Source organism: Kitasatospora sp. NPDC015121, from assembly GCF_055562955.1.
Genome location: NZ_JBVHEH010000003.1, coordinates 354,794 through 377,485, shown reverse-complemented (window position 1 = coordinate 377,485; position 22,692 = coordinate 354,794). Strand labels below are relative to the sequence as shown.

Below are 22,692 nucleotides of genomic sequence, written 5' to 3'. Positions count from 1 at the left end.
ACCGCCACGGGGCGGTGAGGACGGGCCTAGCGTACCTGGTCGGGTCGGTGGATTGCACACTCCTTCCCCGTCCTCGGCTCGGCGTCGGCTCGCCGATATCGCCCCGGTCGGGGGCGGGTCGACGTGTACTCTTCTGCTCGGCACCACGGGGTGTGGCGCAGGTTGGTAGCGCGTCCGCTTTGGGAGCGGAAGGCCGTCGGTTCGAATCCGGTCACCCCGACCGTGTGCGGCAGGGTCTCGTCGGTGGGCGGGGCCCTGTTGTCGTTGCGGCCCGCGCGCCCGTCCCGGGCCGGTCCGTCCGGCCCGACCCCGGTGCCGGGCACAGCCGCTTTCGTGGTACCGGTAGGATGGATCGCTGGCGGTAGTACGGACAGCATTGCAGCCCCAACCGCCTATCGCCCTGACCGCAAGCCCCCTAGGAGACCCAACCGTGAAGAGCGCCGTCGAGACTCTGAACCCGACCCGGGTTCGACTTATCGTCGAGGTGCCCTTCGAGGAGCTCAAGCCCAGCCTCGACGCGGCGTACAAGAAGATCAACCAGCAGGTCACCGTTCCGGGCTTCCGCAAGGGCAAGATCCCGAACAAGGTGATCGACCAGCGCTTCGGCCGGGGCGCGGTGCTGGAGGAGGCGGTCAACGACGCGCTTCCGCGCTTCTACACGCAGGCCGTCGACGAGGGCCAGATCGACGTGCTGGGCCAGCCCGACATCACCGAGATCGAGGGTGTCGAGAACCTGGCCGACGGCGGGGACCTCAAGTTCACCGCCGAGGTCGACGTGCGCCCCGAGGTCACGCTGCCCGAGTTCACCGAGATCGCGGTCGTGGTCGACCCGATCGAGGTCAGCGACGAGGACGTCGAGAAGTCGCTGGAGCAGCTGCGCGAGCGCTTCGCCTCGGTGAAGGACGTCGAGCGCGCCGCCACCGAGAACGACATCGTCGTGATCGACCTGGAGGCCAAGGTCGACGGTGAGGTGCCGGAGGACGGCACCGCCACCGGCGTGAGCTACGAGATCGGCTCCGGCCGCCTGCTGGACGGCATCGACGAGGCCGTGGTCGGCCTGTCGGCCGGCGAGTCCAAGACCTTCACCACCACCCTCAAGGGCGGCACCCAGGTCGGCAAGGACTCCGAGGTCACCGTCACCGTGACCGCCGTCCAGGAGAAGGAACTCCCCGAGCTGGACGACGAGTTCGCGCAGCTGGCGAGCGAGTTCGACACCCTGGAGGAGCTCCGCGCCGACTCCGTCAAGCGCCTTGAGCGGATGAAGGAGTTCGACCAGGCCACCCAGGCCCAGGAGAAGGTCCTCGACGAGCTGCTCTCGCGGGTCGAGATGGACTACCCGGAGAAGCTGCTCGCGGACGAGATCGGCACCCGCAAGCACAACCTGGAGCACCACCAGCTGGAGCCGATGGGCCTGACCCTCGACACCTACCTCGCCTCCCAGGACAAGTCCCGCGAGGACTACGAGAAGGAGACCGAGGAGCAGGCGAAGAAGGGCATCAAGACCCAGTTCGTGCTGGACCAGATCGTCAAGAACGAGGAGCTGGGCGTCAACCAGGAGGAGCTCACCGAGCACCTCATCCGCCGCGCCGCCGGCTCCGGCCTGACCCCGGACCAGTTCGCCCAGCAGGTCGTCCAGGGCGGCCAGGTGCAGCTGCTGGTCGGCGAGGTCGCCCGCGGCAAGGCGCTGGCCCTGGTCGTCGAGGCCGCCAAGGTGACCGACACCAACGGCGAGACCGTCTCCTTCGAGGACGAGGAGGAGGAGACCACCGAGGCCGCCGGCACCGCCGACGCCGCCGCGGAGGCCTCCGAGGAGTCCGCCGAGGCCTGAGCCCCCTGACCCGTCGGCCCGCCGACGGGACCGGCCGGACCCCGAACGGGCCCGGACACCGCGAGGTGTCCGGGCCCGTTCGCGTCCCCCCTTGCGGGCGGCGGGCGTTCGGCCTGCTCACCCTGCGCTCACAGCGAACAGTTCTGCGTGGGGGATTCAGCGGCGGGGCCTGCGCGTTAGGGTCGGTGGACAGCGACACACACGCAGATCGACTGAGCAGGTGGCTAAGTGACGTTCCCGCAGATGCAGATGCCTGGCCTGATGGCACCGCACGCCGCCGGCGGCGACGTGGGTGGCGGCCTGGGCGACCAGGTCTACAACCGGCTGCTCAACGAGCGCATCATCTTCCTCGGCCAGCAGGTCGACGACGACATCGCCAACAAGATCACCGCCCAGCTGCTGCTGCTCGCGGCGGACCCCGAGAAGGACATCTACCTCTACATCAACTCCCCGGGTGGATCCATCTCGGCCGGCATGGCGATCTACGACACCATGCAGTACATCAAGAACGACGTGGTCACCATCGCGATGGGCATGGCGGCGTCGATGGGCCAGTTCCTGCTGACGGCGGGTGCCAAGGGCAAGCGCTTCTCGCTGCCGAACGCCAACATCCTGATGCACCAGCCCTCCGCGGGCCTCGGCGGCTCCGCCACCGACATCCGGATCCAGGCCGAGCAGCTGCTGCGCACCAAGAAGCGGATGTCCGAGCTGATCGCCCAGCACAGCGGCCAGTCGTTCGACCAGATCACCGCGGACTCCGACCGCGACCGCTGGTTCACCCCGGAGGAGGCCAAGGCGTACGGCCTGATCGACGAGATCATGCACAGCGCCGCGGACGTCCCGGGCGGCGGCGGCACCGGCGCCGGCCTGGCCGGCTGACCGGCATCGCACCCCTGACCGCACGCTTCGGAGGACCAGAAACCATGAACATCCCCAGCCTGTCCGGTGCCAAGGCGCGCCTGGAGGACATGCGCGCCGAGGGCCGCTACATCGTCCCGCGGTTCGTCGAGCGCACCTCGCAGGGCATCCGCGAGTACGACCCGTACGCCAAGCTGTTCGAGGAGCGCATCATCTTCCTCGGCTCGCAGGTGGACGACGTCTCGGCGAACGACATCATGGCGCAGCTGATCTGCCTCGAGTCGATGGACCCGGACCGGGACATCTCGCTCTACATCAACTCGCCCGGCGGCTCGTTCACCGCGCTGACCGCCATCTACGACACCATGCAGTTCGTGAAGCCGGACATCCAGACGGTCTGCATGGGCCAGGCCGCCTCGGCCGCCGCGGTGATCCTGGCCGCGGGCACCCCCGGCAAGCGCCTGGCGCTGCCGAACGCCCGCATCCTGATCCACCAGCCGTACACCGAGACCGGCCGCGGCCAGGTGTCCGACCTGGAGATCCAGGCCAAGGAGATCTTCCGGATGCGCGAGCAGCTGGAGACCATGCTGGCCAAGCACTCCAACAAGGACGTCGAGCAGGTCCGCGAGGACATCGAGCGCGACAAGATCCTCACCGCCGAGGAGTCGCTGGAGTACGGGCTGATCGACCAGATCGTCTCGACCCGGAAGAACTCCTACACCGACTGATCCCCGCGCCCCGGGGCGGTGCGTACGTGACGTACGCCCCGCCCCGGGGCGTTCCGGTCCGGGCTCCGGTCCCGCACAATGGGCAGTCGGGTCCATGCACCCGCGACGGCATCTGTTCGGTATCAATTCGCCCAGGGCGTAGGGCAGAGCGGTCGAAGTCGGCGGAAACAGCGGCTCGGCAGAGTACCGTCGGATACCAGACCGACCGCCGACGGCGCAGCCGGTCTCACAGCACCAGGCCCCGACCCCCGCGGGGCCCCTGGCGAAGGGGAAGCACCTCGTGGCACGCATCGGAGACGGTGGCGACCTGCTCAAGTGCTCGTTCTGCGGCAAGTCGCAGAAGCAGGTGAAGAAGCTGATCGCCGGGCCAGGCGTGTACATCTGCGACGAGTGCATCGACCTGTGCAACGAGATCATCGAGGAGGAGCTCGCCGAGAGCTCCGAGGTGCGCTTCGAGGAGCTCCCGAAGCCCCGCGAGATCTACGAGTTCCTGGACCAGTACGTGGTCGGCCAGGACCTCGCCAAGAAGGCGCTGTCGGTCGCGGTCTACAACCACTACAAGCGCGTCCAGGCCGGCGAGGCCGGCCGTTCCGGCAGCGGCCGGGACGACGCGATCGAGCTGGCCAAGTCCAACATCCTGCTGCTGGGCCCGACCGGCTCCGGCAAGACGCTGCTGGCGCAGACCCTGGCCCGGATGCTGAACGTGCCGTTCGCGATCGCGGACGCCACGGCGCTGACCGAGGCCGGCTACGTCGGCGAGGACGTCGAGAACATCCTGCTGAAGCTGATCCAGGCGGCCGACTACGACGTCAAGAAGGCCGAGACCGGGATCATCTACATCGACGAGATCGACAAGGTCGCCCGCAAGAGCGAGAACCCGTCGATCACCCGGGACGTCTCCGGCGAGGGCGTGCAGCAGGCGCTGCTGAAGATCCTGGAGGGCACCACCGCCTCGGTGCCGCCGCAGGGCGGCCGCAAGCACCCGCACCAGGAGTTCATCCAGATCGACACCACCAACGTGCTGTTCATCGTGGGCGGCGCGTTCGCGGGCCTGGAGCGGATCATCGAGGGCCGGGCTGGCGCCAAGGGCATCGGCTTCGGCGCGACCATCCGCTCCAAGCGCGAGGTCGACTCGGCGGACCACTTCCGCCAGGTGATGCCGGAGGACCTGGTGAAGTTCGGGATGATCCCGGAGTTCATCGGCCGCCTCCCGGTCATCACCAGCGTGCACAACCTGGACCGCGAGGCGCTGCTGCAGATCCTCACCGAGCCGAAGAACGCGCTGGTGAAGCAGTACCGCAAGCTGTTCGAACTCGACGGCGTGGAGCTGGAGTTCACCCGGGACGCGCTGGAGGCGATCGCCGACCAGGCGATCCTGCGCGGCACCGGCGCGCGCGGTCTGCGGGCCATCATGGAGGAGGTGCTGATGTCCGTGATGTACGAGGTCCCGTCCCGGCAGGACGTCGCCCGCGTGGTGGTCACCGGGGACGTCGTCTCCAAGCACGCCATCCCGACCCTGGTCCCGCGCGACATGATCAAGCGCGAGCGCCGGGAGAAGAGCGCCTGAGGCCGGACGCCCGTTCGACGAGAGGGGCCCCGCACCGTCCGAGACGGTGCGGGGCCCCTCCGTGTTCCGTGCGAACGCCTGGGCGGCGAGGGCTACTTGAGCACCTCGGAGATCTGCCGCAGCTCGCGGGTGTCGGCCGCGATCTTGTCGATGTCGGCCTGCTCGGTCGGCTCCATCACCAGGATCACGCTGGAGTAGTCGGCCCAGACGCAGACCGAGAGGTCCGGGGTGCTGGATTCCGCGCTCTTGACGATGCCGCAGGACATCGAGCCGCCGAGCGGACCGGGGTCCACCGACTTCTTCTGGGAGACGGTGTCCCCCTGCTTCTCCATGTCCTTGAACTGCTCGTCGACCTGCTTGGCCGGCCGGCTCACCTTGCCGTAGCCGCCGGCCGCGATCAGCACCCGCTCCTCGTCCTCCGAGCGGTAGAGCGCGGCGACGGTCTTCTCGGGCTGCAGCGCGTCCGGGTCGGCGGCCGCGTCCTGCTTCATCTGGTCGGCCATCTGCTGGGCGACGTCCGCGCCGGCCTCGCTGCTCATGTCCTGGAACTTCGCGGGCAGCGCGACCTTGTACTTGCCGGTCTTCGAGACGGTGTCGTACGCGAGGTAGGCGACCACGCCGCCGCCGCCCAGGATCACCGCGGACACGACGGCGAGCGTGATCCACAGGCCCTTGCGGGACTTCTTCGGCGGGGGCGGGTAGCCGGGCGGGAAGCCGGGGGCGCCGGCCGGGTAGCCCTGCTGCGGGACCGGGGCGCCGCCCCAGGACTGCTGGGGCTGCGGCGGCGGGCCCGGGTAGCCGTACCCGGGCTGCGGGGCCGGGGCGCCCTGCTGCGGCGGTATCGGGGCGCCGGCGGGCGGCTGCGGCGGCCCGAACCCGGGCTGCGGCGGGCCGAACTGGTTGTCGGACACGGCTGGGGCTCCGTTCACACGTGAAGGTCTGGGGGTGGGGCCCCGCACGGGGGCGCCGCGCGGGGGGACCGCGCGGCGACGACCCGGGAGGCGCTTACTTGGCGACGGTGGACGCGTCGCGGAACTGCCGGGCCAGCGCCGCCAGTTGGTCGACCGAGAGCTGCTTGCCGCTCGGGTCGAGGTTGGTGGAGCCCACCGAGCCGATCGTCGAGTGCGTGGCGAACAGGCAGATCGGCATGGCCTGCGCCTGGGAGGCGGCCGAGCCGCCGGAGGAGCCGAGCAGGCCGCAGCGCAGCTTGCTCCCGGAGTCCTTGGAGTCGTTCGCGGAGTAGTCGGTCAGCTTCTGCTTCCAGACCGCCTTCTCCGAGTCGCCGCCGGAGTCGCCGCCGTCCCCGCCCTTGAACGCCTCGTCGAGCTTGGCGCTGAGCGCGTCCAGCGCCTTGTCCGGGTCGTTCACGGTACCCCAGCTGCCGCCGAAGGTCGCGATGTCCTTGGTGCTCTTCTGGTAGGTGACGTTCAGCGAGCCCTCGAAGGTGCCGACGTTCTCCAGGCCCTTCAGCTCGCCCTTCTCGTTGGACGACTTCTTGGTGTAGCCCGCGACGCTGTCCTGCACGGCGAGCTTGTACTTGCCCTTGGTGTCCGAGCCGGCCCCGCCGCCGCTGTTGAGACCCCACCAGACGCCGCCGCCGATCGCGGCCACCGCCACGACCACCACCAGGGCGATGATCCCGCCCTTGCCCTTGGACGGCGCGGGCGGCGGCGGGTAGCCGCCGTAGCCCGGCTGCTGCGGCGGGCCGCCCCACTGCTGCGGCGGCTGCTGGCCGTAGCCGGGCTGCGGGGCGGGGGGCTGCTGCGGGTAGCCGTACCCGGGCGGCTGCTGCTGCGGGGCGCCGTAGGCGGGGGGCTGCGGGGCGCCGTACGCGGGCGGCTGGGGCGCGCCGTACGCCGGCGGCTGCTGGCCGTAGCCGGGCTGCGGCGGCGGTGCACCGTAAGGCTGTTGCGGCTGCCCCTGCGGATACTGCTGCGGTCCCTGCCCCTGGCCGTACATCGTCGTCAGTCTCCCCCGCCGCTTGCGAGTTCCGCGGCCCTGTGGTCGGTCGAGTGGTCGAGTATGCGGCACGCTATCGTACGGCCCCCCCGGTGCGCCCGAGTGGTCCGGACACAATCGGTTCGTAACCGCGGTCCGCGCTTCCGTAAACTATGTGTCGTGACCGACACGACGAACCAGCGCCCCACGAGCTCGCAGCCCGGGGCCGACGCAGCCACCCTCCCGACGACCTACGCCCCGGCCGAGGTAGAGGGCGAGCTGTACGAGCGCTGGGTGGAGCGCGGTTACTTCACGGCCGACGCGAAGAGCGAGAAGCCGGCGTACACCATCGTCATCCCGCCGCCGAACGTCACCGGCGCGCTGCACCTCGGCCACGCCTTCCAGCACACGCTGATGGACGCGCTGACCCGCCGCAAGCGGATGCTCGGCTTCGAGGCGCTCTGGCTCCCCGGCATGGACCACGCGGGCATCGCCACCCAGAACAAGGTGGAGCAGCAGCTCGCCGAGGCCGGCCTGTCCCGGCACGACCTGGGCCGGGAGGCCTTCGTCGACAAGGTCTGGGAGTGGAAGGAGAACTACGGCGGCCGGATCCTCGGCCAGATGCGCCGCCTCGGCGACGGCGTCGACTGGTCGCGCGAGCGGTTCACCATGGACGAGGGCCTCTCGCAGGCCGTCCAGACCATCTTCAAGAAGCTCTTCGACGACGGCCTGATCTACCGCGCCGAGCGCATCATCAACTGGTGCCCGCGCTGCCTGACCGCGCTCTCCGACGTCGAGGTCGACCACGAGGACGTCCCCGGCGAGCTGGTCTCGATCCGCTACGGCGACGGCGACGACTCGATCGTGGTCGCCACCACCCGGGCCGAGACCCTGCTGGGCGACACCGCGATCGCCGTCCACCCGTCCGACGAGCGCTACGCGCACCTGGTCGGCCGCACCGTCAAGCTGCCGCTGACCGACCGGGAGATCCCGGTCGTCGCCGACGAGCACGTCGACCCGGAGTTCGGCACCGGCGCCGTCAAGGTGACGCCCGCGCACGACCCGAACGACTTCGCGATCGGCCAGCGCCACGACCTGCCCAACCTGACGGTGATGGACGAGCGCGGCGCCATCACGGTGCACGGCCCGTTCCTCGGCCTGGACCGGCTGGACGCCCGGGCCGCCGTGGTCGGCGCGCTGCGCGAGCAGGGGCGCATCGTCGCCGAGAAGCGCCCCTACGACCACGCCGTCGGCCACTGCTCGCGCTGCAAGACCGTGGTCGAGCCGCGGCTGTCGCTGCAGTGGTGGGTCAAGGTCGAGCCGCTGGCCAAGGCGGCCGGCGACGCGGTCCGCGACGGCCGGGTGCAGATCCACCCGAAGGAGCTGGAGCGCCGCTACTTCGACTGGGTCGACAACATGCACGACTGGTGCATCTCGCGCCAGCTCTGGTGGGGCCACCGGATCCCGGTCTGGTACGGCCCGGACGGCGAGGTCGTCTGCGTCGGACCGGACGAGCAGCCGCCCGCCGGCGAGGGCTGGCACCAGGACCCGGACGTCCTCGACACCTGGTTCTCCTCCGGCCTGTGGCCGTTCTCCACCCTGGGCTGGCCGGAGCGGACCCCGGAGCTGGAGAAGTTCTACCCGACCGACGTCCTGCTGACCGGCCACGACATCATCTTCTTCTGGGTCGCCCGGATGATGATGTTCGGCCTGTACGCGATGGACGGCGAGATCCCGTTCAAGACGGTCGCGCTGACCGGCCTGGTCCGCGACGAGTTCGGCAAGAAGATGTCGAAGTCCACCGGCAACGCGGTCGACCCGCTGGACTGGATGGACGCCTACGGCGCCGACGCGGTCCGCTTCACGCTGGCCCGCGGCGCCAACCCCGGCGCCGACGTGCCGATCGGCGAGGACTGGGTCAAGGGCTCCCGGAACTTCTGCAACAAGATCTGGAACGCCACCCGCTTCGCCCTGATGAACGGCGCCACCGTCCGGGGCCCGCTGCCCGCCCCGGAGGAGCTCACCGCCGCGGACCGCTGGATCCTGTCCCGGCTGAACGCCACGGTCGCCGAAGTCGACGCGCTGTACGAGGACTTCGAGTTCGCCAAGGTCTCGGACACGCTGTTCCACTTCGCCTGGGACGAGGTCTTCGACTGGTACGTCGAGCTCTCCAAGACCACCCTCAACAAGGGCGGCGCGCAGGCCGACCACGCCCGCCGGGTCCTCGGCGAGGTGCTGGACGTGACCCTGCGCCTGCTGCACCCGATCGTCCCGTTCGTCACCGACGCGCTGTGGACGACGCTCACCGGCGCCGAGTCGGTCGTGGTCGCCGAGTGGCCGAAGGACTCCGGCTACCGGGACGCCGACGCCGAGTCGGAGATCGCCCTGCTCCAGCAGGTGGTCACCGAGGTCCGCCGGTTCCGCAACGACCAGAACCTGAACGCCACCCAGAAGGTCCCGGCCCGGCTGGCGCTGGCCGGCCACCGGCTGGAGGTGCACGAGGCGGCGATCCGCTCGCTGCTGCGCCTGACCGAGCCCCAGGAGGGCTTCCACGCCACCGCCGCGCTGCCGGTGGCCGGGGCCACCGTCGAACTCGACCTGTCCGGCACCATCGACGTCCCGGCCGAGCGCAAGCGCCTGCAGAAGGACCTGGCGGCCGCCGAGAAGGAGAAGGCGCAGGCCAATGGCAAGCTCGGCAACGAGGCCTTCCTGGCCAAGGCGCCGGACGAGGTGGTCGGCAAGATCCGCACCCGGCTGGCCGCCGCCGAGGCCGACATCGAGCGGATCGCCGCCCAGCTCGCGGCGCTGCCGCAGGGCTGACGTCCCGTCAGCGCGCGGCAAGGGCCGCCGCCCCCTCGGGGGCGGCGGCCCTCCGCCTTTTCCCGGGTTGTTCCGGACGGTTTGTCAATTCCCTTGCCCGCGCGTCGCGGTACCGGTTCCGCACCGCCTATTCGGCGCCATTGCCGGGCAATTGGAGCCGCGCCAATTGGAATGCATTGCCCCGTCGATCCCCGCGCGTTCAGCGACCTTTGCACATCGGATGTGTACGGTGGGCGGAAGTTCCCATTCGGGCGGGGCGCGAACGGAGGGCACGCACATGATGGCGACCGGGGAGTTGGCCGACGAACTTCCGGACGAACTTCCGGACGAACTCCCGCCGGAAGAGGTGGCGGCGGCCAAGGCCCGGGCGGCGACGCTGCTGCTGGCATTCCGGCACGGCAACCAGGTCGCCTTCGACACCGAGCTGGACCGGCTGCTCGACGAGCACGTCGAGCGCGAGGTGGCCACCCTGCTGGTCTGGATCGCCGCCGAGGCGGTCCGCAAGGCGTACGCCCCCGAGGTCGCCGACCGGGTGCTGCGCGGCCTGGCCCGGCGCGCCCCGTACGGCACCGCCCAGGTGGTGGTGGACGAGGAGGCGGCCGGCGCCGCGCTGCTGCTGGAGGCCGTCGCGGCGGGCGACGTCGGCCGGGTCCGCGCCCTGGTGGCCGGCACGCCCGACACCACCTACCTGCTCGGCGGCCTGGTGCAGGCGGTGGCGATGATGCTGCCGCTGCTGCCCGAGGGCGAGGCCGAGGAGATCGCCGCCGAACTGCGCCGCCGGCACGCCGGCCGACTGCCGCCGCCCCGCACCACCTGCTGACGGATCGTCACTGCGCGCCCCGGGGCGCGGGGTTCCCGCCCCGGGGCGCGCGGATCCGGTCAGGTCACGGCATCGCGTGCAGGTGCGCGCCGACCGTGTTGGCGATCGGGTTGCCCGCGGTGGCGTCCCAGTTGGTGGACCAGGTCATCGCGCCGCCGATCGTCGGCCAGGTCTGACCCGGCTTGAACGAACCGCAGTTGGTGCCGGCCGCCAGGCAGTCCAGCGCGTTGTTCACGACCGACGGGCTGATGTACCCGCCGCCCGCCGCGCTGGTGGAGGCCGGGACGCCCAGGCCGACCTGGTCGGGCCGCAGGCCGCCCTGCAACTGGATGCAGGCCAGGCCGGTGAGGAAGTTCTCGGTGCCCTGCGAGTAGACGCCGCCGTCGCAGCCGAGCATCGCCCCGCTGTTGTAGTACTGCATGTTGACGATGGTCAGGATGTCCTTGGTGGCCAGCGCCAGCTTGAAGTACTCGCCGCCGGTGGACTGCATGCCGATGGTCTCCGGCGCCATGGTCAGCACGAAGCCGGAGCCGACCTTGGCGGCCAGCGAGTGCAGCGCCTGCGACATGTAGGTGGCGTTGACGCCGTTCTCCAGGTCGATGTCGATCCCGTCGAACCCGTACTGCTGGATCAGGGCGTAGGCCGAGTTGGCGAAGGTGGCCGCCGAGGTGGAGTTGGACACCGAGACGGTGCCGTTCTGCCCGCCGACCGAGATGATCACCTTCTTGCCGGCCGCCCGCTTGGCCGCGATGTCGGCCTTGAACTGGGCCTCGGTGTAGCCGCCGAGCTTGGACGACAGCGTCGGGTCCAGGGTGAAGCTCAGCCCGCCCTGGGTGCTGGTGGCCTCCGCGAACGCCACCGCGATGATGTCGTACGCGGCCGGGACGTCACTGATCCGCTGCGGCGTCGCGCCGTTGTAGAAGTCCTGCCAGTAGCCGGTCAGCAGGTGCTTGCGCGGCGGCGGCGCGGTCGGGCTGGCCGTCGGCGACGAGCTGCCCGTCGGGGTCCCCTCGGAGATCGTCGGGGTCGGCTTGGGGCTGCTCTCCGTCGGGGACGGCTTCGGGTCGACGATGATCGTGCCGGACGGCGACGGGCTGCTGGGGGCGGTGCCCGGGCCGACCAGCGAGACCTTGTCCACGGTGAACGGGGTCTGCCCGTACCAGCCGTGGAACCACACCGACACCGAGGTGGTGGACGCGCCGGTGGTGAAGGTCGAGGTCAGGGTGTTCCACCCGGTGTTGGAGCTCCAGGTGGACGGGTCGGTGCCGCCGGTGCCGGTGACGCCCGCGAAGACGTAGCCGCCCTGCACCACGGCGCTCAGGGTGTACGTCGAGTTGGGCAGCACGGTGACGCTCTGGCTGCAGTTGGCGTAGTCGGTGCCGGCCGGCGAGCCCTGCAGGTCCCAGCCGGTGGCGGTGTTGTTGACAGCGGTGACGGTCGGGCCGCAGGTCCACGGGCTGATGTGGTTGCCGGCCGCGAAGTCGCCGTTGGCGACGACGTTCACGCTCGGCGCGACGTCGGCGGTGGCCGTGCCGGAGCCGGCCAGGGTCAGGCCGACCAGGCCGACCGAGGCCGACAGCAGGCCGGCCAGCAGGACCCGCCCGGTGCGCGGGCGGGGCGGGGGCGGGGGCGGTAGTGCACGCATGCCATCTCCATGTGGGGGAGTGTCGATGGGTCGCGGTGCGGGGAGCTTCGTCGTGGGGAGCCTGATGCGGGAGCGGGGAGCGCATCACACGGTGGAGTAGACCAATTCCGGTGTCAAGAGGGCCCGTCGGCGGTCCGCGGGCGAACGGCGGCTCCGCCGCCGGTCAGGCCTCCAGCGCGGTCGGCGCGCCCGCCACCGTCAGCTCGGCGTTGCGCCGGGTCTTCGCCCAGCCGGTGCGGCCGCGCAGCTCCCGCCAGACGGCGCGCGGCGCGACCAGGAAGAGGTGGTAGGTGTACAGCCACAGCGCCAGCCCCCAGAGCAGGCCGACCGTCCAGCGCAGCCCCGGGTACTCGCGGCGGCGGTAGCCCACGCCCCACGCCACCATCGGCAGCGCGCCCAGCAGGAAGGCCGTCAGCGCCAGCAGCCCGAACCGGGCCCAGAACGCCGTCGAGTCGGCCGGGTAGAACGCCTCGGTGGCCAGCGCGATCCCGGCCGCCAGCGGGGTCAGCACCACCAGCGCCAGCGCCACCACCGGCTGCAGGCAGGTGTACAGCACCTCGGCCCGCCCGCCCCAGCCGTAGTGCGGCGAGCGCAGCACCCGGGGCACGTACCGCAGGCACTGCAGGGTGCCCTGCGACCAGCGGGTGCGCTGGGTGAGGAAGCGCCGCCCGGAGACCAGCGCCTCCTGCGACACCCGGGCCTCCGGCACGTGGGTCAGCCGGAACCCGGCCAGCCGCAGCTCCAGGCTCGACTCGTAGTCCTCGATCAGGCCGCGCTGCGGCCACGGCCGCCCGTCGACGGCCAGCGCGTCCAGCGCGGACAGCCGGACGAACTGGCCGTTGCCGCCCAGGCCGACGCTGCCGGTGCGGCGGCGCAGCAACTGCATCGCGGTGTTGGCGGCCAGGAACTCGACGTCCTGCACCCGGGCCAGCAGCCGGGCCAGCGCGTTGGCGACCCGCCCCCGGCCGGGCAGCGGCGTCCGGTCGTCGGCGTTGCGCATCACCACGCCGATCTGCACCGCGGCGGTGTCCGGCCGTCCCATCGCCCGCGCGTTGGCGACGTGGCCCAGCGAGCCGGGCTCCAGCCGGCCGTCCGCGTCGATCACCCCGAGCACCACCTTGGAGCGGTCGGTGCCGGGCGGCAGGTGCGCGCCGACCGCCCGGTAGGCGGCGTTCAGCGCGGCGCCCTTGCCGATCCGGGCGTCCGGCCGGTGCCGGCGGACCAGGTGCACCATCGGGTCGCGCTCGGCGGCGGCCGCGACGATCCCGCCGGTGAGGTCCTCGCTGGCGTCGTCCACCACCCACAGGTGCGCCTGCGGGGCGGCCCAGCGCAGCTCGGCGACGGTCCGGCCGATCACGGTCTGCTCGTCCCGGCAGGGCACCACCAGGTGCCAGGCCAGCGCGTCCGGGTCGCCGGGCGGCATCCCGCGGCCCCGCCGCATGGCGCTCGCCGAGCCCGCCCAGTACAGCAGGTACCGGCCGAGCACCAGCACCATGTAGGCGAGCACCAGCAGTGACAGCGCCGGCGCGATCCGCAGGAAGAACAGGTCCATGCCCCCAGGGTCCGCGAGGGCGGGTCCGGCCCCACCGGGACGGAGGGCCCGTCCGGCCGGGACCTTCGACCCGGTTCGCGCCGGGGCGCCCCGTCCGGGCCGGGCGCGCGGAGTCCTTAGACTGGCGGGGTGAGCGACAAGGCCGAGCCCAACCCCTACACCGTCCGTCCCGCCGACGCCGGCGGCACCGACCCCGAACTGCGCGCCGTCGAGGCCGAGCTGGCCACCCGCTGGCCGGAGAACAAGCTGGAGCCCTCGCTCGACCGGATCGAGGCGCTGATGGACATCCTCGGCCAGCCGCAGCGCTCCTACCCCTCGATCCACATCACCGGCACCAACGGCAAGACCTCCACCGCCCGGATGGTCGAGCAGCTGCTCGGCGCCTTCGAGCTGCGCACCGGCCGCTACACCTCCCCGCACGTGGAGTCGGTCACCGAGCGGATCAGCCTGGACGGCGCGCCGATCACCCCGGAGAGGTTCGTCGAGACCTACCGGGACGTCGAGCCCTACGTGCGGATGGTCGACGCCGCCCAGCCGGTCGCGATGTCCTTCTTCGAGGTGCTGACCGGCATGGCGTACGCCGCCTTCGCCGACGCCCCGGTGGACGTCGCCGTGGTCGAGGTCGGCATGGGCGGCAGCTGGGACGCCACCAACGTGATCGACGCCCAGGTCGCGGTGATCACCCCGATCGGCCTGGACCACACCGACAAGCTCGGCGGGACCACCGGCGAGATCGCGGTCGAGAAGTCCGGGATCATCAAGTCCGGCGCGCTCGCCGTGGTCGCCCAGCAGCAGCTGGACGCGGCCGAGCAGATCCTGCGCCGCGCCGTCGAGGTGGACGCCACGGTGGCCCGCGAGGGCATGGAGTTCGGCGTGCTGCGCCGCGAGGTGGCGATCGGCGGCCAGCTGGTCACGCTGCGCGGCATCGGCGGCCACGAGTACCAGGACCTCTTCCTCCCGCTGCACGGCGACCACCAGGCGCAGAACGCCGCGCTGGCGCTGGCCGCCGTCGAGGCCTTCTTCGGCATCGGCCAGGGCGGCGCCGAGCACCTGGACGAGGAGAAGGTCCGGCAGGCGCTGTTCGGCGTCTCCTCCCCGGGCCGGCTGGAGGTGGTCCGGCGCAGCCCCACCGTGATCCTGGACGCCGCGCACAACCCGCACGGCGCGCAGGCCGCCGCCGCCGCGATCGGCGAGGCCTTCGGCTTCACCAAGCTGGTCGGCGTGATCGCCACCAGCGGCGACAAGGACGTCACCGGCCTGCTGGAGGTCTTCGAGCCGATCCTGGCCGAGGTCGTCGTCACCCAGAACTCCACCCACCGCGCGATGCCCGTCGACCGGCTGGCCGCCCTCGCCGTCGAGGTCTTCGGCGAGGACCGGGTGCAGGTCGAACCGCGCCTGGACGACGCGATCGACGCGGCCGTCACGCTCGCCGAGGAGGAGGACCTCGGCGGCGCCGGCGTCCTGGTCACCGGCTCGGTCATCACGGTGGGCGAGGCGCGCCTGCTGTTCGGAAGGAAGTAGCCGCCGATGCGCACCCTGTGCTCCTCCACCCTGATCGGCGAGGCCCTGCTGATCATGTTCGCCGGCCTGGTCGCGATGAAGCTCACCGACGTCGGCACCGGCACCATCTGGACGGTCAGCGCGGTCGCGATCGTCCTGTGCGTGCTGCTCTGCGGCGTGATCACCCGCCCCGGCGCGGTGTACGTCGGCTGGGCGCTCCAGGTGGCCGTGCTGGCCAGCGGCCTGGTGCTGCCGACCATGTACGCGTTCGGCGTGGTCTTCGGCGGCCTGTGGTGGTGCTCGGTGCATTACGGCCGGAAGATCGACGAGTTCAAGGCCCGGCGGGCCGCCGCCGAGGCGGCGGCCGGGTCCGCCCCGGCCACCGCCTGACCTCCCGGTGGACGGCCTGGTCACCGGGCCGTCCACCGGGGCGGGGTAGTGTCGGGGGCACACTCAGGCACGACCGAACACCTCAGGAGCCGCCCCGTGTCCCAGCGCACTCTCGTCCTGCTCAAGCCCGACGCCGTACAGCGCGGCCTGGCCGGCGAGATCATCAGCCGGATCGAGCGCAAGGCCGGCTGGCGGTTCGCTGCGATGGAGCTTCGCACCTTCGACCGCGCCACCCTGGAGCAGCACTACGCCGAGCACGTCGGCCGCGACTTCTACGAGCCGCTGCTCGGCTTCATGACCTCCGGCCCGTCGATCGCGCTGATCGTCGAGGGCGAGAACGTCGTCCCGGGCATCCGCGCGCTGGCCGGCGCGACCGACCCGCTGGCGGCCGGCGCGGGCACCATCCGCGGCGACTACGCGACCATCACCCGGGAGAACCTGATCCACGCCTCGGACTCCCCGGAGTCGGCCGAGCGCGAGATCAAGATCTTCTTCCCGGCCCACGCGTGAGGATCCGGTAGCGATCCGGTGTCCCGTGCCCACCGCGGGCATGGGACGCCGATCCGGGGGAAAGCGCAGCTCAGCGGCCGAACGGCGGGTCGGGTTGCTCCCTCTGGGCGTTAATCCTCAAATCACGGAACCCTACCCTCCGACACGGCGTCCCAATGCCAGGAGAAGGTGTTTCGCCCCCGGAGAATGGGCGGCACGCCGTACCCGCCGCCCGCGCTGACCGGCGTGGCTACGATGGACCCCAACTCACGGGCACGGAGCGGCTGCTCAGCCGCCGTCAGCCCTCCCACGGGCCCGCGCGGCCGGCCCGTTCCCCGCCCTTGATCCGAAACTCGGGAAGGCACTCGACATCCCATGGCGAACAACCTGTCGTTTCTCGGCCGGGACCTGGCGATCGACCTAGGCACCGCGAACACGCTGGTGTACGTCCGGGGCAAGGGCATCGTGCTGAACGAGCCGTCGGTGGTGGCGGTGAACACCAACACCGGCGGGATCCTCGCGGTCGGCGCCGAGGCGAAGAAGATGATCGGCCGCACCCCCGGCAACATCGTCGCGATCCGCCCGCTCAAGGACGGCGTGATCGCCGACTTCGAGATCACCGAGCGGATGCTGCGGTACTTCATCATGAAGATCCACCGCCGCCGCTACCTGGTCCGCCCGCGGGTCGTGGTCTGCGTCCCCTCCGGCATCACCGGCGTCGAGCGCCGCGCCGTGGTCGAGGCCAGCATGCAGGCCGGCGCCCGCCAGGTGCACATCATCGAGGAGCCGATGGCCGCGGCGATCGGCTCCGGCCTGCCGGTGCACGAGCCCACCGGCAACATGGTGGTCGACATCGGCGGCGGCACCACCGAGGTCGCGGTGATCTCGCTCGGCGGGATCGTCACCGCCCAGTCGCTCCGGGTGGCCGGCGACGAGCTGGACAGCGCGATCGTCCAGCACATCAAGAAGGAGTACAGCCTGCTGCTCGGCGAGCGCTCCGCCGAGCAGATCAAGATGTCGATCGGCTCCGCGTTCGGCCTGGAGGGCGAGAAGGACGAGCACGCCGAGATCCGCGGCCGCGACCTGGTCTCCGGCCTGCCCAAGACGGTGGTCATCTCGGCCGCCGAGGTCCGCGAGGCCATCGACGAGCCGGTGAACTCGATCATCGACTCGGTGAAGACCACGCTGGACCAGTGCCCGCCGGAGCTCGCGGGCGACGTGATGGACCGCGGCATCGTGCTCACCGGCGGCGGCGCCCTGCTGCGCGGCCTGGACGAGCGGCTGCGCCGGGAGACCGGCATGCCGGTGCACATCGCGGAGAACCCGCTGGACTCGGTGGCGCTGGGGGCGGGCAAGTGCGTCGAGGAGTTCGAGGCACTGCAGCAGGTACTGGACGCCCAGCCGCGTCGTTGAGCAAGGCAAATCGAACTACACACCGAGCCGGGCTGAAGACCACCCGGCACGAAGGGGCGGCGGCGGCACCGTGAGGGACACCCGAGAGAGTCGACTACTGCTGGTCCTGCTGGTGATGGTGGCCTTCGCCCTCATCACCGTGGACATCAAGGGCGGTGACGACTCACCGCTCGGCGGTGCCCGCCGGGCCGCCGCCTCCGCGCTCGGCCCGGTGGAGAACGCCGCGGCCGGCGCGGTCGACCCGGTCGCCGGCTACATCCGGGCGATCCGCGACGCCGGCACCCACCAGCAGCGCCTGGACCAGATCACCCGGGAGAACACCGAGCTGCGCCAGAAGCTCGCCTCCTCGGACGCCGCGGTCGGCCGCACCAAGCAGCTCGACGACATGCTGCGCACCGCCGGCTCCGGCGGCTACACGGTCAAGGCCGCCCAGGTGATCGCGATCGGCGCCGCCCAGGGCTTCTCCTGGACCATCACCATCGACGCCGGGAGCGACGACGGCCTGACCCGCGACATGACCGTCATCGACGGCCAGGGCCTGGTCGGCCGGATCACCACCGTCGCCCCGACCACCGCGACCGTGCTGCTCGCCTCCGACCCCGGCTTCACCGCCGGCGTCCGGCTGGAGGGCGGCGGCGAGATCGGCTTCGCGGCCGGCCAGGGCGCCTCCCCGATGCGGATCGAACTGCTCAACGGCCGGGCCCAGGTGAAGGCCGGCGACCGGCTGGTCACCTTCGGCTCGCAGAGCGGCCGCCCGTTCGTGCCCGGCGTGCCGGTCGGCACCGTCAAGGAGGTCCAGGCCACCCCCGGGCAGCTCACCAAGACCATCCTGGTCGAGCCGTACGTGCAGTTCACCCGGCTCGACCTGGTCGGCGTGGTGGTCGTCCCGCCGCGCACCGACCCGCGGGACGCCGTGCTGCCGCCGGTGCCCGCCGCGTCCGCCGGCGCCGCGGGCAACCCGCAGGCGCCGATCGCCGCCGTACCGCCGACCACCGGGGGGAACTGATGCCGCGCCTCAACCGGATCCTGCTGTCCGCCGTCCTGCTGGTGCTGGCCCTGGTGATCCAGGTCAGCGTCCTCGGGCGGCTCCAACTGCCCGGCGCCACCCCGGACCTGCTGATGCTGGTGGTGGTCGGCCTGGCCCTGGTCTACGGCCCGACGGGCGGCTGCGCGGTCGGCTTCTGCGCCGGCCTGCTGGCCGACGTCGCCCCGCCCTCCGACCACGCGATCGGCCGCTACGCGCTGGTCCTGTGCCTCGTCGGCTACGGCGCCGGACTGCTCAGGCCGGAGGGCGGCCGGCAGCGCTCGGCGCTCTCCGCGCTCGGCGTGGTCGCGGTCGCCGCGGTGGTCTCCACCCTGCTGTACGCGACGGTCGGCGCCCTGGTCGGCGACACCGCGGCCCGGCACGTCGGCCTGACCGGCCTGGTGTTCAGCGCCCTGCTGTACGACGTGCTGCTGGCCCCCTTCACGGTGCCGCTGGTGATGCTGCTGGCCCGCCGCTTCGACGGCGACCGGGTGGTCAACGAGACCGAGCGCGGCGCGGACGGCGGCTCCGGCCTCGGCGCGCTGGCCCGCTACCGCACCACCCGCGAGCCCTCCGCCACCCCCTACAAGAAGAAGCGCGCGCTCGGCCTCGCCAAGCGCCCCTGAGCCGGGACGGAGTCCGCGCACGTGAGCAACATCCCCGAGACCGGCCGGTCCCGCCGGGTGACCATCCGACTGGTCGTCCTCCAGGTGCTGGTGCTGTCGCTGCTCGCCACCCTCGGCGGGCGGCTGTGGTACCTGCAGATCCGCAACGGCAAGGAGTTCACCGAGAAGGCCCAGGGCAACCACATCCGCGAGGTGGTCGAACCCGCCGTCCGCGGCGAGATCCTGGACGCCTCCGGCCGGATCCTGGCCGGCAACGAGACCAAGCTGGTGGTGTCGGTCTCCCGGACCGCGCTGCTCCAGCAGAAGGACAAGGGCAAGGCCGTGCTGACCCGGCTGGCCGAGGTCCTCGGCGTCCCGGCCGACGAGGTGAGGAACAAGGTCCGGCTGTGCGACGCCAAGACGCCGCAGCCCTGCTGGAACGGCTCCCCGTACCAGCCGATCCCGGTCACCCAGCAGGCCACCACCCAGCAGGCGATGCAGATAATGGAACGCCGCGAGGACTTCCCCGGCGTCACCGCCCAGCCCACCGCGCTGCGCCGCTACACCAACGCCGAGGGCGCCAGCGCCGCCCAGATCCTCGGCTACCTCTCGCCGGTCACCGACAACGAGGTCACCACGACCGCCGACAAGGCGGGCCGGGAGCGCCGGCTGCCCTCCGACCAGATCGGCCGGGCCGGCCTGGAGTCGGTGTACGACGACGACCTGCGCGGCACCACCGGCGTCGACCGGCTGGAGGTCGACAACCTCGGCCGGGTGATCGGCAGCGCCGGCAACACCCCCGCGCAGTCCGGCAACAACCTGGTCACCTCGATCGACGCCAAGGTGCAGAAGGTGGTCGAGGACCAGCTGGCCCAGGCCATGGTCGAGGCCCGCAAGGTGTACGACAAGGAGACCAGCCGCAACTACATCGCCGACTCCGGCGCCGCCGTCGTGATGGACGTGCACACCGGCCGGATCGTGGCGATGGCCAGCGCCCCCACCTACGACCCCAACCTGTGGGTCGGCGGCATCTCCGCCAAGGACTACGAGTCGCTGAACAGCAAGGAATCCAACTACCCGCTGATCAACCGGGCCATACAGGGTCAGTCCGCCCCCGGCTCCACCTTCAAGGTGATCTCCACCACCGCCGCCGTGCAGGCCGGCTACGACCTCAACGGCCGCTACCCGTGCCCGAAGTCGCTGACCATCGGCGGCCGCGAGTTCAAGAACTTCGAGAGCGAGCAGTTCGGCGACATCACGCTGGAGAAGGCCCTCGAAGTCTCCTGCGACACCGTGTTCTACGGCCTGGCTTACGACCAGTGGATGAAGGACGGCGGCCTCAAGCCCAAGAAGGACGCCCAGGACTGGTTCTTCCGGACCTCCCACGAGTTCGGCCTCGGCGCCAAGACCGGCGTCGACCTGCCCGGCGAGGTGGCCGGCCGGGTCCCCGACCGGCAGTGGAAGCAGTCCTACTACGAGGCGATGAAGAACTCCTGGTGCGACCAGGCGGCCAAGGGCGGCCACGAGTACGCCGACGAGATCGCCCGGGAGAACTGCGCCGACGGCAACCAGATGCGCGCCGGTGACATGGTCAACTTCGCCATCGGCCAGGGCGACACCCTGGTCACCCCGCTGCAGATGGCCCGGATCTACGCGGCGCTCGCCAACGGCGGCACGCTCTACCGGCCCACCATCGGCAAGGCCGTGGTCAGCCCCGACGGCACCCTGGTGCGCGACATCGCGCCGCACGAGGACGGCAAGATCCCCGCCCAGGGCAAGCTGCTGGAGTACATCGACCAGGCCACCGCGGGCGTCATCACCTCCGGCACCGCCGCCTGGAAGTTCACCGGCGCGGGCTGGCCGCAGGGCAAGATCCAGCTGCACGCCAAGACCGGCACCGCCGAGGTCGCCGGCAAGCAGACCACCTCCTGGCTGACCACCTACAGCGACGACTACGCGGTGGTCATGACGATCAGCCAGGGCGGCACCGGCTCCGGCGGCTCCGGCGACTCGGTGCGCCGGATCTACCAGGCGCTGTACGGCGTCGACGACAAGGGCGCCATCGACAACGCCAAGGCGCTGCTGCCCAAGCCGCAAGCCGAACTGCCCAAGTTCAACCCGGACGGCACCGCGATCGTCCCGGCCTCCTTCGGCTACGAGCCGGGCGCCACCTTCCTGGACCCGGCCCGCCCGCTCCAGGCCGACCAGCCGACCGGCGTCCTGCTGGCCGCCGTCGAACCCACCCGCACCGGCGGCCACGGAAGGGGACGGGCATGACCTCCTACGGCTCCTACCGCACCGTCCGGCTGGCGCCCCGGCGCTCCTCGCTGGGGCGGGCGCTGGCCAAGGACTCGCCGCTGCGGCGGCTCGACTGGGTCATGATCCTGGCCGCGCTGGCGCTCTCGCTGATCGGCTCGCTGCTGGTCTGGTCCGCCACCCGCGGCCGGGACTCGCTGACCCACGGCGACCCGCAGTACTTCCTGTACCGGCACCTGACCAACCTGGTGATCGGGATCGGCCTGTGCGTGGCGGTGATCCTGCTCGGCACCCGCCGGCTGCGCACCGCGGTGCCGTTCGTCTACCTGGCCGTGGTGCTGCTGCTGTTCGCGGTGCTCAGCCCGCTCGGCTCGACCATCAACGGCGCGCACTCCTGGATCCAGTTCGGCGGCGGCTTCTCCATCCAGCCCGCCGAGTTCGCCAAGCTGGCGATCGTGCTGGGCATGGCCGTGGTGCTCTCCTCGCGGGTCGACACCGGCGAGCGCGAGTTCCCGCCCACCCGCAGCGTGCTGCAGGCGCTAGCGGTCGCCGCCTTCCCGATGGCCGTGGTCATGCTGATGCCCGACCTCGGCTCGGTGATGGTCATGGTGGTCACCATGCTCGGCGTGCTGATGGCCTCCGGCGCCGCCAACCGCTGGGTGGTCGGCCTGCTGGCCGGCGGCACCGCCGGGGCGCTGGCGATCTGGAAGCTCGGCGTGCTCAGCCAGTACCAGATCGACCGCTTCGCGGCCTTCGCCAACCCGGCGCTCGACCCGTCCGGCGTCGGCTACAACACCGCGCAGGCCCGGATCGCGATCGGCTCCGGCGGCCTGACCGGCATGGGCCTGTTCCACGGCACCCAGACCACCGGCCAGTTCGTCCCCGAGCAGCAGACCGACTTCGTCTTCAGCGTGGCCGGCGAGGAGCTCGGCTTCGTCGGCGGCCTGGTGATGATCGGCCTGCTCGGCGTCATCCTGTGGCGGGCCTGCCGGATAGCGCGCCAGGCCACCGACCTGTACGGGACGGTCCTGGCGGCCGGCGCGGTCACCTGGTTCGCCTTCCAGGCCTTCGAGAACATCGGGATGAGCCTCGGCATCATGCCGGTCGCGGGCATCCCGCTGCCGTTCGTCTCCTACGGCGGGTCGTCGATGTTCGCGGTCTGGATCGCGGTCGGCCTGCTGCAGTCGGTGCGCTCCCAGCGGCCGATAGGGATCTAGCGTCCGGCGCACGCGTGGAAACAGTGACCCCCGGGGCTCGGC

At 71.5% G+C, this 22,692-nt stretch carries 18 protein-coding genes and 1 tRNA gene; 15 read left to right on the top strand and 4 right to left on the bottom strand.

The window, feature by feature from the left end; translation table 11 throughout:
* Window positions 1-146 precede the first annotated feature (146 nt).
* The 5 genes from ACZ3J7_RS05670 to clpX all read left to right on the top strand — a co-directional run bounded on the left by ACZ3J7_RS05670 (window position 147) and on the right by clpX (window position 4,981).
* Window positions 147-220: transfer RNA gene (locus ACZ3J7_RS05670), tRNA-Pro, on the top strand.
* Window positions 221-430: 210 nt separating this feature from the next.
* Complete coding sequence (tig, locus tag ACZ3J7_RS05665) at window positions 431-1,828, top strand: trigger factor (RefSeq protein WP_465617159.1); 1,398 nt, start codon at window positions 431-433, stop codon at window positions 1,826-1,828.
* Between the two features lie 249 nt (window positions 1,829-2,077).
* Window positions 2,078-2,707, top strand: a complete 630-nt coding sequence (locus ACZ3J7_RS05660; protein ID WP_465617259.1) for an ATP-dependent Clp protease proteolytic subunit — start codon at window positions 2,078-2,080, stop codon at window positions 2,705-2,707.
* Between the two features lie 44 nt (window positions 2,708-2,751).
* The gene (locus ACZ3J7_RS05655; protein WP_465617157.1) at window positions 2,752-3,414 is read left to right on the top strand and encodes an ATP-dependent Clp protease proteolytic subunit; all 663 of its coding nucleotides are present in this window, start codon (window positions 2,752-2,754) and stop codon (window positions 3,412-3,414) included.
* 280 nt (window positions 3,415-3,694) lie between these two features.
* A complete protein-coding gene (gene clpX, locus ACZ3J7_RS05650) occupies window positions 3,695-4,981 on the top strand; it encodes an ATP-dependent Clp protease ATP-binding subunit ClpX (RefSeq protein ID WP_014135752.1) in 1,287 nt (428 codons plus the stop codon).
* Between the two features lie 92 nt (window positions 4,982-5,073).
* Here clpX and ACZ3J7_RS05645 read toward each other — a convergent pair whose 3' ends face one another.
* Together ACZ3J7_RS05645 and ACZ3J7_RS05640 are read right to left on the bottom strand one after the other, a co-directional pair.
* Window positions 5,074-5,892, bottom strand: coding sequence for a hypothetical protein (locus ACZ3J7_RS05645; protein WP_465617155.1), 819 nt, complete (start codon window positions 5,890-5,892; stop codon window positions 5,074-5,076).
* Between the two features lie 94 nt (window positions 5,893-5,986).
* The gene (locus ACZ3J7_RS05640) at window positions 5,987-6,940 is read right to left on the bottom strand and encodes a resistance to Congo red protein (protein WP_465617153.1); all 954 of its coding nucleotides are present in this window, start codon (window positions 6,938-6,940) and stop codon (window positions 5,987-5,989) included.
* A 159-nt stretch (window positions 6,941-7,099) separates the two neighbouring features.
* Between ACZ3J7_RS05640 and ACZ3J7_RS05635 the strand changes: the two genes are divergently transcribed.
* Both ACZ3J7_RS05635 and ACZ3J7_RS05630 read left to right on the top strand, forming a co-directional pair.
* Window positions 7,100-9,739, top strand: a complete 2,640-nt coding sequence (locus ACZ3J7_RS05635) for a valine--tRNA ligase (RefSeq protein ID WP_465617151.1) — start codon at window positions 7,100-7,102, stop codon at window positions 9,737-9,739.
* A 277-nt stretch (window positions 9,740-10,016) separates the two neighbouring features.
* Window positions 10,017-10,559, top strand: coding sequence for a hypothetical protein (locus ACZ3J7_RS05630; protein ID WP_465617149.1), 543 nt, complete (start codon window positions 10,017-10,019; stop codon window positions 10,557-10,559).
* A 64-nt stretch (window positions 10,560-10,623) separates the two neighbouring features.
* On the opposite strand, the gene ACZ3J7_RS05625 is transcribed toward ACZ3J7_RS05630, so the two are convergent.
* Together ACZ3J7_RS05625 and ACZ3J7_RS05620 are read right to left on the bottom strand one after the other, a co-directional pair.
* Window positions 10,624-12,204: a chitinase gene (locus tag ACZ3J7_RS05625; protein WP_465617147.1), complete on the bottom strand. Its 1,581-nt coding sequence runs from the start codon at window positions 12,202-12,204 to the stop codon at window positions 10,624-10,626.
* Window positions 12,205-12,367: 163 nt separating this feature from the next.
* Window positions 12,368-13,756 (bottom strand): glycosyltransferase family 2 protein, encoded by a 1,389-nt coding sequence (locus ACZ3J7_RS05620; protein ID WP_465617145.1) that lies wholly within the window; start codon window positions 13,754-13,756, stop codon window positions 12,368-12,370.
* 129 nt (window positions 13,757-13,885) lie between these two features.
* Here ACZ3J7_RS05620 and folC point away from each other — a divergent pair, with 129 nt between their 5' ends.
* From folC to rodA, 8 genes are all read left to right on the top strand, one after another.
* Entirely contained in the window at window positions 13,886-15,277 is a 1,392-nt protein-coding gene (folC, locus tag ACZ3J7_RS05615; protein ID WP_465617143.1) for a bifunctional tetrahydrofolate synthase/dihydrofolate synthase, read from the top strand.
* Between the two features lie 6 nt (window positions 15,278-15,283).
* Window positions 15,284-15,646: a DUF4233 domain-containing protein gene (locus ACZ3J7_RS05610; protein ID WP_465617141.1), complete on the top strand. Its 363-nt coding sequence runs from the start codon at window positions 15,284-15,286 to the stop codon at window positions 15,644-15,646.
* 96 nt (window positions 15,647-15,742) lie between these two features.
* Window positions 15,743-16,156 (top strand): nucleoside-diphosphate kinase, encoded by a 414-nt coding sequence (ndk, locus tag ACZ3J7_RS05605; RefSeq protein ID WP_100836136.1) that lies wholly within the window; start codon window positions 15,743-15,745, stop codon window positions 16,154-16,156.
* Between the two features lie 366 nt (window positions 16,157-16,522).
* Window positions 16,523-17,548, top strand: a complete 1,026-nt coding sequence (locus ACZ3J7_RS05600) for a rod shape-determining protein (RefSeq protein ID WP_030458241.1) — start codon at window positions 16,523-16,525, stop codon at window positions 17,546-17,548.
* Between the two features lie 70 nt (window positions 17,549-17,618).
* Window positions 17,619-18,554, top strand: coding sequence for a rod shape-determining protein MreC (gene mreC / locus ACZ3J7_RS05595; protein WP_465617139.1), 936 nt, complete (start codon window positions 17,619-17,621; stop codon window positions 18,552-18,554).
* Window positions 18,554-19,198 carry a rod shape-determining protein MreD gene (mreD, locus tag ACZ3J7_RS05590; RefSeq protein WP_465617137.1) on the top strand — a complete coding sequence of 215 codons (645 nt, stop codon included), beginning with the start codon at window positions 18,554-18,556 and terminating at the stop codon, window positions 19,196-19,198. The genes mreC and mreD overlap by 1 nt, the downstream gene beginning before the upstream one ends.
* A 21-nt stretch (window positions 19,199-19,219) precedes the next feature.
* A complete protein-coding gene (gene mrdA, locus ACZ3J7_RS05585) occupies window positions 19,220-21,454 on the top strand; it encodes a penicillin-binding protein 2 (protein ID WP_465617135.1) in 2,235 nt (744 codons plus the stop codon).
* A complete protein-coding gene (gene rodA / locus ACZ3J7_RS05580; RefSeq protein WP_465617133.1) occupies window positions 21,451-22,650 on the top strand; it encodes a rod shape-determining protein RodA in 1,200 nt (399 codons plus the stop codon). Before mrdA ends, rodA begins: the two co-directional genes overlap by 4 nt.
* Window positions 22,651-22,692: the final 42 nt, after the last annotated feature.